Genomic DNA, 13,383 nt, shown 5'->3' with positions numbered 1-13,383 from the left:
GAGGCGCGCTGTCGCCGAATCACACCGACCTTACGTCAGAATCGTCCGCCCATTCAGAGGACGAAGGTAGCGCATGGAGTTTCAGGCAGCCGTTTGGTATCCCCATAGCCCGTTGACGCAAAAGCAAGCTGACGTGCGCATCGATGCGCTGTGTGATGACGAAGATCTCTGCATCCGCGATCACCCCGCTCTGGACGCCTTCTATGACGAGATCATGCAGGTCTATCCTGATCCTGGCTTTGATCGCTATTACTTCAACGACGCTACGCCATGGGTCGACGAAGTGCAGCGGGGCAGGGGAATGGTGTTCTTTTTCGTGAAGGTCGAATGGGGCGATGAGCTATGGACCGTCATCCGTGACGTCGCCCATCGACATGGACTTGCGGCCTACGACTTGATGTCCGGTAGGTATTGGCCACCTGGCAGCTTTCCTGAGGCGGAGCAGCCGAAGCAATGGTGGAGGATCTTCTAAAAGACTCGTCGGGTGATGAGAATCAACCAAGATGACGATGCCGCGCGACAATGGTTCGCGCGGGACGCGGTCAATCGAAGAGAGTGGTGGCGCAGCGGATCAAGCCGTCGAGGACTGCGTCAATGATGCCATTCAGCAGACGAATGAAGAAACTTGATTCATTCCATCTCATGTTTGTTTTTCCTAGGTGCCGGGGCGATGGTGCCGCGCTTGGATCAAGCGAGCCGCGAGGTCGTGGCGTGTGGGCTGATTGTGAGGTTTCCGAACGCAAATGCGCGCGACGGCGCGCATTTTTCAGAAAAATTCTATTCTCACGGGGTCGCCTTTGCCCGCTTAGTCCGACTGGGCGTGCTTCACCGGTGTGCAGAGCACTGATAGTTCAGGTTCAAGCTATAAGAGCTGGAAGTTTTGGCTTTCACGCTTCACTTCTTCTTTCTAAGGCGATCGCATACGTCACCACATAGAAAACGGGGAGGAGCGAGTCGATTACTGACAGATGCCGCGACCTGAGGTAACCCAACTCAGACGCGACCTGTGAAGGCACGATGACAAGGATGGGCGCAGCGATCGATGCAGCGAATCCCGTGTGAATTAGTTTCAGAAAATTACTCATTCTGAGCGAATATGCGTTGTCTTCATTCGATACGAGTTTCGGCCCGATCATTTTGATGTTCGGTCCGACGCGGTTACGGATAAGGACGTCATCGACTTGCGGAATGAGCGACTCGATAGTACGCGCCGTAAGGGTGGCTGAGCCCGGCTTGTCGAGAATTTTCTTGAATCGGGCTGGGCCGAAGAAATGCCTTCCCCACCTTGTTGCGCACAATCGGTACTGTGAGTCTGGCGTGGCAATTTCAAAGAAGTCCACATCTTTTGCTGATTCGATCTCGATTAATCTCGGAACTTCTTGTGCGTAGAGCACTACCTGGAATCGTCTCGAATCGTACTTATCCGCCTGTATCTCGATGACATCGATCTTCTCCTCGCGGCGGCGAACAAGAAGACCGAATGGAAAGAGCTTCATCTGCAGCCGAGCGCCCGGCATATGTTTTCGCACGGGTATCGATCGGAAACCTCTTTGCGATAGCGTTGCGATGAGAATGCGTCGCATAGGATCGAGAGGAGAGTCGTGCCTGGACATCTGGGTTTCGTGACGAGGCGGTGGCCGCGGAGTATGTTCTCTGCGGCCACGCTCGAGTTGTCATTACAATCGCAGTCCGCTTGAGAGAAGATCACCAGCTCTAGAGGCGCAATGCGAATTAGATATTAGTGTGTCCTGCTACTGGCCAGCCGACCATTGTTAGACAAGACGATGGTGACTTTGATCGTTTCATCGCTTGCGCCGATAGCTGATAACGAAAGCCGTCAGATACACGACTGGCAGGAATCGATGGATATCTGACAAATTCCATGCCCTCAAGTATTCCCACTCAGTCGCCAATTGCCAGGGCACGATGACAAGGATAAGTGAAGCGATTGAACCAGCGAATGCCGCGTGAATCACTCTGAGAAGCTTGCTCATCTGGCTGCGCAACCGCACTGCGTCCATTCGACTTTGTCGACACTGCTGCGGCCGGCTATGACTCCCGCGCCAAGCTCGAAGCCTCTCTCGGGACCGAAGGACGGTTTTGCGAAAGCGCCAGACTTTTCAGGTTTGGCGAGCTGACGTCCGACTCCGCCGAGCTGGAACGTTGATAGACCATACCCACGATGTACGGCCGCGCCAGCACTGTAGGCTACAAACCACCCGTTGAGAATGTTCGGATCGATGTGGCTCATGCGGTCTTCGAAGCTGACGGTAGAGCCGGCACCGGATACCGTTGGTGAGATCTTGAATCCTAGTCCGATCCCAAGTCCCGCCGCATTAACCATGACGGCAGCACGTCGTCCATCGATACACTCCGATATCAGACCAAACTTGTAAGCGCCTGCGGCGAGAAGGGGGGAGATGGAAAACGTTTCGACGTATCCATCCCACTTCACTAAGCCCAATGGGTCGATAGCAGTCAGCGGCCTATTGGTGACGTACACATACGGATTCAGTCCGCCGGACAGACCAATCGGATCAACCTGGATGTAGCGGCCTACCGACGGATCGTAGTCCCGGGCTCCATTGGCATGCAGGCCCGTCACATTGTCATAGCGCTGGCCGGGGAAACGAAGATCGAAGGTAAACATTGCCCCATCGCCGTCCGGGTCTTCTTCAGGATGCGTCGACCCGAACGGATCGCGGTTGTGCCACCACCGCCACACAATCGTGTTTCGAACGGGGTCGAGGATCTCGCGAGGGGAGCCGAGGTGATCGGGTCCCACGTAGTACAGCTTGCCGTCGACGACGAGGCCAACGAGCAGCTCGTCCATCCAAACCGCTTGCTTGGAGACCCTTCCGAGCTCGTCATAGTCGGCAAGCCAGCGTCCCTCCTCATCGAACAGGGTCAGGGTCGTCTTCCCGGCCGATGCGACGGTACGGGCGATGCGGTTACCCTCGCCATCGTAGCCGTAGCTCACAACGGTCCGGCCCTGTTCGCTGGCGGAGGCCAGGCGCGCCGCGCCATCGTAGGTCAGGGTGGCATCGCCGAGTGCGATGAGGTTGCCCGCGTCGTCGTAGCGACGGGCCTTGCCCTCGGCCATGGTCAGTCGATGGGTGCCTGGCTGATAAACGTATGTGTCCGTGACACCGCCGTTCCTGAGAGCCAGGCGGTCGCCGCTGGCGTTGTAGTCGAACGACAGCAGGTTAGACCCGGTGTTGTAGTCCCTCACTTCATCCAGATAGCCCAGTCCGTTGTGATTGAAGGCGTAGGCGGCCCCTCGGGTGACGTCCGCCCGGATGTCGCCGCCAGGAGACGGGTCGAGCCAATAGTTTGATCCGTTGGGGTCCAGACCACCCCAGGCCGTGACGCGTCCGGCCTTGTCACGGCTGTTCAAGAACGTGTAACCGTTGCCGTACGTCCAGCTCTCGATATTGTCGAAGGGGCGGTAGGCGACTTTTGTAATGAGGTCGGTGGATACGCCAGCCTGTTCGACCTTCACGCCATTGACCTTGCCGTCGATGTCATAGCGATACAACACCATCGCGCCACCGTCCACGCCCATGGAAGCGAGGCGCCCGGCCTTGGTGTAGGCGTAGTTCGCTATCTTGAGCGTCGTACCCCAGCGCTGGATTCGCCGTGTCACGTTCCCGGCTGCGTCGTAGCACAGCAACGTCGAACCCCTGGCGGTGGACATTGCCGACAGATGGCCGATGGCGTTGCGTTTGTCGCCAGGGCAAGCGCTATCGGGCATGTCGTACGTGTAGGTCGCATCAGTCGAAGGGTCGAGATACGCCATCTTCAGCGGGCGGCCGAGGGCGTCACGAGTCAGGGTGAAGCTGCCAACGCCACCCGCGCCTTCGTGTTTGCTCACCAAGCCGGCAGCGTCGTGCTCATCGTAGGCTTCGCCCCCATCCGGGCTTTCGACGCTGGCAAGGTCGCCCAGCCCCGTGGTGAGGTATCGGGTGGTGACGGCGTCGGGATCAACGATCGATGTCACCTGATCCAGAGGGTCATGAGTGGCATTGACGCTAGCCTCTTTTCCGCCGAGGTCGCCGACAGCCTCTCGCAGGCGACCGAGCGCATCGTATGAGGTGCTGCTGCGACGACCATCGCCGTCGACCACGCCCGTCGGACGGCCCACTTCGTCGTAGGTAAAGGTGAAGCGTCCGATACCCTCGCCCTGCTCAGTCTCCATGCGGCCGAGGGCGTCGAACGTGCGGGTGAGCTGGGTCTTCAGGAAGAACGAGTCATAGCCCGTTTCACGAATGCGGTTGCCAGCCTTGTCCAGTTCAAACATCAGGCGATGGTTGGACGGGTTAGCCACCATGATGAGGCGGCCGGCGGCATCGTATTCGAAGGTGAGCTTGACGCCATCGGCATCCGTGATCGACGTCACGTCGCCACGTTCGTTGTAGGTCAACGAGGTCGTGGCAACGGTGCCGTCGGTGTGTGTTTCCGTGCGCGACAGAAGCCAGCCGCGCGGGGTGTACTGGCTTTCGACCTGGGTGCCTGATGCTAGCCGCTCGGTGAGGACGCGACCGGATGCGTCGAATCGAAGGATTTCATGCTTGTGACCGAGGGCGTTTTCGACCGTCCATAGATCACCCTTCCGATAGTCGCAGGCCGAACCGCTGCCGCAGTTTGCAGCCGCCGAGGCATGGTAGGTGTAGCGCTGGAGAAGGCCGGGCGTCGTGGTATCGCTGCGCGGTCCTTCTTCCATGAGGAGGCGTCCATCGACGTCATACGTGAATTTCCACGACCGCGAAAGCGACAGCGGGGCATCTTTTACCGCCGGATCGATGGCGGCCCACAGCTCACGCCGGGTGAGGTTGCCGGCGTCATCGTAGGTGAGGCGTTCCTCCCGGCCGGGCAGGGTGATCTTTGTCGGGAGCGATAGGTCAGCACTCCACTCTGTGCGGATTGAACGTGCTATGGGAGTGCCAGAGGCCTCGGTACGACTGACCTCGTGTCCGTTACTGTCGTGGGTGTAATCGGTAACCTGGCCGTCGAAGTCGACGGTGCTCCTCAGCGTGCCGTCGGCGTGATAGTCAAGCTTGGAGAACGCAGCACCGCAGCCAGATCCTTCTGGCTGGTCGACGCCCACGAGACGTCGAACGCCCTTGACATCAGCATATCGAAACGTGTTGACGGCGCCCATTGGGCCAGTGACGTTTACCGTGCCATCGGCCTCTCGGTTGAGCGACGTCCTTGCCACCCCATTCGCGTGTTCGCTGCGAATGGCTCGGCCAGTCTCGTCATAGTAGAAGCTGGCGAACCGTTTTCCGGTTTCGTCAACGATGCCTGTGAGGGCGTGAGGCAAATCGATGGCAGCGTAGGATCGCTCGTTGTACTTGTATTGATGTGAGGTGCCGTCCGGATAGGTGGCCGATAGGAGGTCGGCCGACCTTTCGGAATCTTCGGCATAGGTGTAGCTGACAGACACGCCTGATCGATCGCGGATGCTAGCGATACGACCGAGCTCGTCATAGCTGAACGCAAGCGATCGTCCTTGCAGGTCGGTCGCCTCCATCAATTCCTCGGAATACCGGAAGCGAACATGCTGTGACGTGCCAGGGTTCAGATCTGTCAGACGACCTTCGGCATCGTAGCGCTCGATATCGACGTTTCCGTCGTGGTACTGCCAGGAGCTTCCGTCGCGAACGAGCATGCCTCTAGGATCGACCGTGCTCCGGTAATGACCATCCTCCTCGACGAAGTCGATTCGCTCGCCCGTGTGCCGCATCAAGCGAACGTGCCTGGCTCCGTCGACCTGCACGATCGACCTGTCATAGGTACCCCGCCAACGGTTGCCAAGCCGCGACAGCGTCGGTTCGACCAGTGTTCCGTCGTTCGCTGCTTTCGCGCCATCCCGCACGATTCCGCTGTTGTAAAAGCGCGACCACTGAAGCGGTGATGCGCTCGTGGGCAAGATATCGACAACCTCTTGGTACTTGTTGCCTAGTCCTACATTGATTGGATTGCCAGCGTTGGGCCGGGTTCGACAGTCGCCGCGTCCAAGCTCCGACTGCTTTTCCACGTCAGAGCCCGGGTCAAGGGTCAGTCGGCACACCGGCCTGCCGCCTAGTGGGGGCGGAGTGCGGGTGCGATTGGCATACGGCCCCGATTCCCGGCCGTCCTTCTCGACAAAGTACAGGGTCGGGGATACGTCGCACGCGTAGTAGCGGTAGCCCCACACGGTAGAGCGGTAATGAGCGCCATTCTGGTCTATGTAGTTATAGGCGGCGGTGTAAAGGGAATTGAAAAAGCTGACGCCCGTCAGCTCGCAGCCTGTGAATTGATACTTCTCGCACGCAATGGAGACAATCTCCGTGGCGGCTTGATTCACATCGCTCAGGTAGCGTGCCGGCTGGCCGTTCTGAAGAATCTGGTACTCGAAGGAGGCGTCGACATCGACGGCGAGCGCCTGCGACGAGGCGATAGCTGAAAGGGTGGCGACAGCCGTTCGGCAAAAGCGGTTCCTTGGCACACGGTGCTCCGAATCGATCGTTACGAAGGGCGCGAAGTCTAGACATCCCGCGCGGGCTCGTCTTTCGGTGCAGCGTGATCGGCGTAACGGCAATGACGTTTTCGGAATTATTCTATGGTGAGAAGTTTCTGCATCGCGATGACTCACGCGGCATAAATTCGCTTGTATCCGCATGTGATCTAGGAAGCGATAAATGCGTAGCAAGAATGATCGCTAAGAAAATCGGTCAAAAGAGTGTCGTGACCATCCGTGTACGAGCAGCGCGTATCCAACACGCTTCAGCTGACGAAGTCGCGCGCAGGCGCGCTCCTACATGAGAATCGTCGTGTTCGGCGGGGGCTAGGCGTGTTCGGCCAAGGCGGCGCGGATGACGTAGAGGGTGTCCATGCGGGGGACGGGGCGGGTGAGGCCGGTGATGAGGCGGGTGACGTGGCCGCGGCGGACCCAGTCCTGGCCTTGCAGCCATACCTGGGTGCGCAGCATGTCGGCGCGTTCGTCGCGGCTTTCCTGGGTCGGCCGCACGCGGTTGATAAGCAGGCGGGTGATGTCGGCGGGGGTGCGCGACCACTCGGCGCCGGGGAGGAGGTTGAGCCACAGTGCGGAGCAGGAGACGCTGGTGAGGGTCTGCCGGCGCGCGGCGAGCCGCAGCAGTGGCGGGCAGGTGCGACGCAGGCGGTCGAGCACCATGCGTGGAATCGTACCGGGGAAATACATCGCGGCGACGCGTAGTGGCGGCCAGGCCCACCACGGTCGCTCGCCCGAGGCCCACAGCACGTCCCATTCGTCGCGGCGCATGCGCCGGGCGAGCTGGGCGATGTCGTGCAGGTGGAGCAGGCGCAGGCTGCGGCCGCAGATATTGCCCGCGGCGTGCAGCAGCAGGTGCGCCATCAGGGCGCCGCGAGAGGGATACGGATTGATGCCTGGCGCGGCGTCGTCGGGCCAAACCGTGTCGGTGATGTCGACGGTGTGGATCGGCAGCCGTTCGTGGATGCGGGTGTGCACCTCGATATTGACCGGCGCGTCGCGGTGTTCGCCGAGGCCGCGTACGGCCACGCCGTCGACGGGCTTGAACACCCGGTGTTTCCACTGCCGGAACGATTCCTGGTAACCGAGCTCGGCCAGCAAGGCGTCGACCACGCCCGCATCGCGCGGGCGGATCAACAGGTCGATGTCGGCCATGGGCCGTTCGCCGGCGACGTAGATGCCGAGTCCATGCAGCGCCACGCCCTTCAGTGCGAGCAGCGGCAAGCCCATCCGCCGGGCACGCGCGTCGATGCGCGCGACCAGCGAGGCGATGCGTTGCTGGCGGATCTCGACATGCTCGCGCTGCGCGGCGAGGAAGGCCTGCCAGCCCGGCTGCGCCCATGTGGAGAATCCCGCGAGCAGCGGCGAGACGCCATGCGCGACGGCGGCGGCGCTGGCCAGGCGCCATTCCAGCGCGGTCCAGTCCGGCTCGGGCGAGCCAGCGCGGGCCAGTGCCAGTTCGGCGGCCAGGGCTTCGGTAGTGCGCGAAAGCCCGTGCTTCAGCGTCGGCAGCGGCGGCAGCATGCTCAAGTTCCCGATGCCTGCATTGCCCAGCCCGCTACCGTGGGTTCTGCGTGGCGGTGTTCGGCTTCGCGCGAGAGCAGGTCGGCCCAGCTGGCGTCGAGCGCGGCGCCGGGCGCGGTCACCTCGCGATGCAACAGGTCGCGCACCTCGCGATAGAAGGCCGTGTCGTAGGCCCCGCGGAACATCATCGCCAGGTCGTCGCTCTGTTCCCAGTGGGTCTTGCGACCCAGCTGCGCACGCACTTCCTCGAAGAACTTCGTGCCCGGCAGCGGATACGACACGCTCACGCCGATGTCGTCCGGCGTGGCGTCGCGAACGAGTGCGCGCGTGGCGAGCAGGTCGTCGAGTTCCTCGCCCAGGTAGCCCAGCTGGATGAAGAAGCCGACACGGATCCCATGCGCGCCGAGGCGATGGCGTGCCGCGATGAGGTCGGGCACGCGGGTGCCCTTGGTCATCCGGTCGAGCACGCGCTGACTGCCGCTTTCCGCGCCGATCCATGCTTCCACGCATCCCGCGGCGGCGAGCGCGGTCGCCATGCGTTCGCTGGAAAGGTCGGCGCGGGTCTGGATCATGAAGGGAATGGAGCCGTCGCTGGCCTGCAACGCCGCGGCGAAGTCGCTGACCCAGTCGACGTGGAAACCGAAGATGTCGTCGGCCATCCAGATATGGTCGGGTGCGAACGCCTGCTTCAGGTAGGTCATCTCCGCGGCGACTTCCTGCGCGGGCCGCTGGTTGTAGTGGTTGCCCCAGATCGGTTTCGCACACCAGTTGCAGCGGAACGGGCAGCCGCGCGAGGCGGCCATGTTCAGGCTGAAATAGCCGTGGCGCTCCATCCACAGCGTGCGATAGCGCGGCATGTCGACGAGGTCCCACGCGGGCAGGCCGCTGATGCGCGCATCCGGCGGCACCACGCCCAGGCGTATCTTGCGGCTCGCGGCGGGCGCACGCGTCGCGATGCCGGCAAGGCCATCGGTCCAGGCGTCGTTGTCCTGGCCGGGATCGCGTTCGAGCCGGCGGACCAGGTCGACGAGGGCGGCGATGCCTTCGCCCGTGAGCACGGCATCGGCGCCGGCGGCGAGGAAAGCCTCGGGATGGTCGGACGCATCGGAACCGGCGACCAACACCCGTGCACCGCGTGCCTTCGCTTCGCCGATCATCTGGCAGGCGGCTTCGCGCATGCGACCGAGGCACATCTTGGTCAGGTAGTTAAAATTGTCTTCATAGAAAACGACCAGCTCGGGCGCATGGGCGTCCAGCGCCGGCGCATAGTCCTCGACGCCTTCGGCCAGCATGGCGTCGAACAGGCTGACCGCATGGCCCATGCGGCGCAGCAGGGCAGCCACCTGGATCGTCGCCAGGGGCGGGTAGGGCTTGCCACGTTCCCACTGCTTGCGGTCGTAGCGCAGGAAGTAGGCATGGCCGACCTGGATATTCAGCATGTGACAAAGGCCCGGATGAAGCGGCCATGGCCGCGGCAGGTATGCCGGTAAGTGCCGTGCCGCCATGGGGAGGTTGCGACCGGGCCACGGCACAACCTTCCCCGGCCGGGAAGGCACCTACGGCGGTTCACCCCGGCGACCGCGACGATGGCCACGACCGACGACAGCACCACCCGCGACTTCGCCATCGATCCCTTCGGGGAACGCCTGCGCCTGCCGTATGCGCGCAGCTGGCCGGCACTCGGTGCCTCGTTCGTCTTCGCCAGCAACAGCGAAGCGTTGCTGGCGATGGCCGGCGAGGCCTACGACAAGCTACCGGCGCATCGGCTGGGCCCCGTGCCGCCGGTGTTCCATGTCGAACTGCGCCTGTTGCCCGCGCGAAGCAACCCGCCGCCCGGTCCGCCGCCGACGGTGAAGATGACCTCGGGTGGCGGCGTGCTGGTCGGCATCGTCGACGACACGAATTTCATCACGGTGATCCCCGGCCAGCGTCGCGCGGTGGTCGCGGTGTCGGCCGACCGGCTGGCCGATGCCTACTACGTGCGCTACGAGATGATCGAGTTCGCGGTTTACCTGCTCGCCGCGCGCGGCCAGGACCTCGTGCCGTTGCACGCCGCGTGCATCGGCAGCGAAGGCCGCGGCGTGTTGCTGTTAGGCCCTTCGGGCGCGGGTAAATCCACCTTGACCTTGCAGGCGGCCCTCGACGGATACGACGTGCTGGCGGAAGACGGCGTGTTCGTCGATCCGATCCGCCTGCGCGCGACGGGCGTGCCGAACTACCTGCACGTGGCCGACGGGAGCCTTGCCTGGCTGGATGCGTCGGCGCGTCGCCGGGTACGGGCCGCTCCGCGGATCCGGCGACGCAGTGGCGTGGAGAAGTTCGAGATCGACCTGCGTGGCGAGGGTTTCAGGCCGGCATCGGCGCCTTTGGAGATCGTGGCGACGGTCTTGCTTTCGAGCGAAGCAGCGGAGGGTGAATTGCTCGAGGCGTTGCCGCGGGAGCAGGCGATTGCCCGGCTCAGCGAGGATCAGCCTTATGCCAGCGGACAACTGGGGTGGCGGCGGTTTGTCGACTGTGCGGTGTCGCGTGGGGTGTGGGTGTTGCGGCGGGGGGTGGATCCGCGGGCTTCGCTGGATGCGTTGGTGGGGCGGTTTTTTGATGGTGTTGGTGTGGGTGGTTTTGGTGTGGATGGTTCTGCGGATGATGGTGAGGGGGTGGGTGGTCGCGAGGAGCTGTCGCGCGCGGGCGCGCTCCTACGGGTGGGGGCGGGGTGAGCGTGGGGTCGGGCTCGGCGTGGCGTGGGCTACTGGCGTTGCTGCCGCGCGCCGAGCGTGTGTCGTTGGCGGTCTATGCGTTGTTGTCGGTGGGCGCGGCGGTGAGCGGCAGCGTGTCGGCGTTGTTGTTGGTGCCGCTGGTGCAGCCTGGGCATGCGTTGCCGCTGGCGAGCGCGAACATCGGCGTAAATGCGGCGGGGTTCGCCGTGGCCGGCGTCGTGTTCGCGCTGTTGCGCTGGCAATCGGCACGGCTGGGTGCGGCCCAGGTCGCCCGGTTCGCCGTGCGCCTGCGCGGCATGGTGCACGGCCACCTGCTCGAGGTGCCCTTGCCTGGCCTGGCCGATGCGAGCTCGGCCGAGATCGCCAACGTGCTCACCTACAACGGCGAGATCCTGGTCCAGGGTTTCAGCGCGATGCAGCAGTTGGCCGTGGCCGTGCTGACCTCGCTGGTGAGCCTGCTGTTCGCCTTCTGGATTTCACCGCCACTGATGCTGGCGATCCCCGTGCTCTTGCTGGTCATCGTGCTCACCTCGCGCGTCACCGGTCGCGAGCAGGCCGAGGTGAGCCGGCGCTACGTCGCCGACATGACCGGCCTGTTCTGGCATAGCGAGGACTTTCCCCGGCGCCTGCGCCACGTGCGTTCGTTCGGTCGCGAGGCCGCGGAGAAGGCGAGCTATGGCGACGTCTCGCAGCGGCTGGGCGACGGTTACCGCCGCCAGCTGGAACTGGTGGCGTCGAGCCGGCTGGTGCTCGAGGTCGGTGCCGCGCTGGGTATCCCCGCGCTGTTCCTGCTCGCCGATCGCTGGCGCAGCATGGACGGCGCGGCGCTGGTCGCGGTCGGCCTGTTGCTGGGGCGGTTGTTGCCTTACCTGGTCTCGACCCGCCAGGGTTTCCAGCAGTTGCGCTCGGCCGAACCGGCACTGGCCCTGTGGCAGCGCTACATGGGCCTGCCGGCCGCGCCGAACCCGTCGATCGGCACGGACGCCACCACGCGCAGCGGCGACGTGCTGATCGAACAGCTCCGTGTCCGTCCCCCGCGCGACGGGTTGACCCTGGAAGGGTTGTGGCTGCGCCCGGGTGAGCTCGTGCTGGTCAGTGGGGACTCCGGCATCGGCAAGACCACCCTGGTCGACGTGCTCGCGGGAATGGCGCCCCCCGACGTGTTCCGCGCGCGCCGGGACGGCGTGCCGCTCGATTTCGCCGCATGGCAGGCGCTCGTCGCCCGCGGTGCGTATGTCGGGCAAGGCGTGCGACCGTGGCAATGCACGGTGCGCGAGGTGCTGGCCTGGGCCGATCCGGCCGCTGGCGACGCGGCCCTGCATGCCGTGCTGCGCGTCGTCGGCATGGACCGGCGCATCGATGGGTCCATGGAGGGGCTCGACCTGCCCGTGCACGCCGCGGGCAGCCGCTTGTCCGGTGGTGAACTGCAAAGGCTGTTGCTCGCCCAGGTGATCCTGCGCCGGCCGGCGCTGGCTGTGCTCGACGAGGCGACCAGCGCACTGGATGCGGCGTCGGAGCTGGCCGTGCTCACCGCCGTGCGCGCGAGCCTGCCCGAGGCGATGATCGTGGTTGTGTCGCACCGCGAGGCGGTCGCCGCGCTCGCCGACGTTCACGTGCGCGTGGGCTCGACGCATGCCCTGGTCGAGGCGCCCCCAGCCATTCGGACTATTGTTCCTTCACGCTGGCCGGCCTAACGTCGATGCCAACGAATGCGGGGGGACCGCCGATATGCCAGCCAGGCGCAGCACCATCAAGGCACTCCTCGTGGGCCTCTTGCTCGCCATGGCCTGTGGCAGTGCGGGTGGCCTCGGCCAGCCCTCGTTCGACAGCGTGGCCTTGCGCTACCGGCCGGATCCGTTCCACAGCGATCCCTGCGGCCCATCGCGCCCCCTCGCGGGCATTTGCCGGATGCTGCGCCCCGTTCGCGGTTAAGCATCCATCTGGGCTAGGCTAGGGCCCCGTCCAAGGGGGAACCCCATGCGCTGCCTGCTCGCCGTCGCAACGCTTTCCATGCTCGCCTCCGCACCCGCCTTCGCGGGCCGCGTCGCCATCGAGGTGGTGGACCCCGCCGGCAAGCCGATCGCCGATGCCGTCGTGACGCTGGCGCCGAACCCCGGGACGCCCGCGCGCACGGCCCCGGCCGAAACACGCTACGTCGACCAGAAGGATGAAACCTTCATCCCGTACGTCACGGCGTTACGCGTCGGCGACCGCGTCGTGTTCCGCAACAGCGACATCACCCGCCACCACGTGTACTCGTTTTCGGAACTGGAAAAGTTCGAATACATGCTCGCGCCCGGTGAGAGTTCCACGCCGCTGGAAATGAAGCACCAGGGCAATGCCGCGGTCGGCTGCAACATCCATGACCACATGCTTACGTACCTGTACGTCACGAAGGACCAGGAGATGGCAGTGACCGATGCGAAGGGCAGGGCGACGATCGATGGCGTGCCGGCGGGCCAGTACAAGGCGCACGCGTGGCACCCGCAGCTGCGGCCGGGCATCACCCTGCCGATCCAGGGCGTGACGGTAGTGGAGACCTCGCCGAACACCGTGCGTTTCGTGCTCGCGCTGTTGCCGAACCCGCGCGGGCCGATGGATCGCGAGCACATCGGTTACTGAGCCCCCACG

Annotated in this window: 9 protein-coding genes; 5 read left to right on the top strand and 4 right to left on the bottom strand. The window is 63.8% G+C overall.

Annotated features, from left to right (window positions below; genetic code table 11):
• The first annotated feature begins 73 nt into the window (after positions 1-73).
• Positions 74-472 (top strand): hypothetical protein, encoded by a 399-nt coding sequence (locus tag KPL74_14150; GenBank protein QWT18883.1) that lies wholly within the window; start codon positions 74-76, stop codon positions 470-472.
• A gap of 415 nt (positions 473-887) precedes the next feature.
• On the opposite strand, the gene KPL74_14145 is transcribed toward KPL74_14150, so the two are convergent.
• The 4 genes from KPL74_14145 to KPL74_14130 all read right to left on the bottom strand — a co-directional run bounded on the left by KPL74_14145 (position 888) and on the right by KPL74_14130 (position 9,477).
• The gene (locus tag KPL74_14145; GenBank protein ID QWT18882.1) at positions 888-1,496 is read right to left on the bottom strand and encodes a hypothetical protein; all 609 of its coding nucleotides are present in this window, start codon (positions 1,494-1,496) and stop codon (positions 888-890) included.
• Between the two features lie 494 nt (positions 1,497-1,990).
• The gene (locus KPL74_14140; GenBank protein ID QWT18881.1) at positions 1,991-6,490 is read right to left on the bottom strand and encodes a hypothetical protein; all 4,500 of its coding nucleotides are present in this window, start codon (positions 6,488-6,490) and stop codon (positions 1,991-1,993) included.
• Between the two features lie 339 nt (positions 6,491-6,829).
• The gene (locus KPL74_14135) at positions 6,830-8,038 is read right to left on the bottom strand and encodes a nucleotidyltransferase family protein (GenBank protein QWT18880.1); all 1,209 of its coding nucleotides are present in this window, start codon (positions 8,036-8,038) and stop codon (positions 6,830-6,832) included.
• A gap of 2 nt (positions 8,039-8,040) precedes the next feature.
• Positions 8,041-9,477, bottom strand: coding sequence for a B12-binding domain-containing radical SAM protein (locus tag KPL74_14130; protein QWT18879.1), 1,437 nt, complete (start codon positions 9,475-9,477; stop codon positions 8,041-8,043).
• A gap of 147 nt (positions 9,478-9,624) precedes the next feature.
• Here KPL74_14130 and KPL74_14125 point away from each other — a divergent pair, with 147 nt between their 5' ends.
• The 4 genes from KPL74_14125 to KPL74_14110 are packed head-to-tail and all read left to right on the top strand — an operon-like array spanning position 9,625 to position 13,374.
• Entirely contained in the window at positions 9,625-10,752 is a 1,128-nt protein-coding gene (locus tag KPL74_14125; protein ID QWT18878.1) for a hypothetical protein, read from the top strand.
• Complete coding sequence (locus tag KPL74_14120) at positions 10,749-12,446, top strand: ABC transporter ATP-binding protein/permease (protein ID QWT18877.1); 1,698 nt, start codon at positions 10,749-10,751, stop codon at positions 12,444-12,446. Before KPL74_14125 ends, KPL74_14120 begins: the two co-directional genes overlap by 4 nt.
• Before the next feature lie 34 nt (positions 12,447-12,480).
• Complete coding sequence (locus KPL74_14115) at positions 12,481-12,684, top strand: hypothetical protein (protein ID QWT18876.1); 204 nt, start codon at positions 12,481-12,483, stop codon at positions 12,682-12,684.
• Between the two features lie 45 nt (positions 12,685-12,729).
• The gene (locus tag KPL74_14110) at positions 12,730-13,374 is read left to right on the top strand and encodes a hypothetical protein (GenBank protein ID QWT18875.1); all 645 of its coding nucleotides are present in this window, start codon (positions 12,730-12,732) and stop codon (positions 13,372-13,374) included.
• Positions 13,375-13,383: the final 9 nt, after the last annotated feature.

It is taken from the genome of Bacillus sp. NP157 (assembly GCA_018889975.1).
Classification (GTDB): domain Bacteria; phylum Pseudomonadota; class Gammaproteobacteria; order Xanthomonadales; family Rhodanobacteraceae; genus Luteibacter.
The sequence above is the reverse complement of the archived record's forward strand: the minus strand, read 5'-3'. Positions and strand labels throughout refer to the sequence as shown.

Bases quoted from the DNA above. Each gene is read 5' to 3' on its own strand.
- KPL74_14115 (QWT18876.1), top strand. From the start codon at position 12,481: ATGCCAGCCAGGCGCAGCACCATCAAGGCACTCCTCGTGGGCCTCTTG.
- KPL74_14145 (QWT18882.1), bottom strand. From the start codon at position 1,496: ATGAAGCTCTTTCCATTCGGTCTTCTTGTTCGCCGCCGCGAGGAGAAG.
- KPL74_14130 (QWT18879.1), bottom strand. From the start codon at position 9,477: ATGCTGAATATCCAGGTCGGCCATGCCTACTTCCTGCGCTACGACCGC.
- KPL74_14110 (QWT18875.1), top strand. From the start codon at position 12,730: ATGCGCTGCCTGCTCGCCGTCGCAACGCTTTCCATGCTCGCCTCCGCA.
- KPL74_14150 (QWT18883.1), top strand. From the start codon at position 74: ATGGAGTTTCAGGCAGCCGTTTGGTATCCCCATAGCCCGTTGACGCAA.
- KPL74_14135 (QWT18880.1), bottom strand. From the start codon at position 8,038: ATGCTGCCGCCGCTGCCGACGCTGAAGCACGGGCTTTCGCGCACTACC.
- KPL74_14125 (QWT18878.1), top strand. From the start codon at position 9,625: ATGGCCACGACCGACGACAGCACCACCCGCGACTTCGCCATCGATCCC.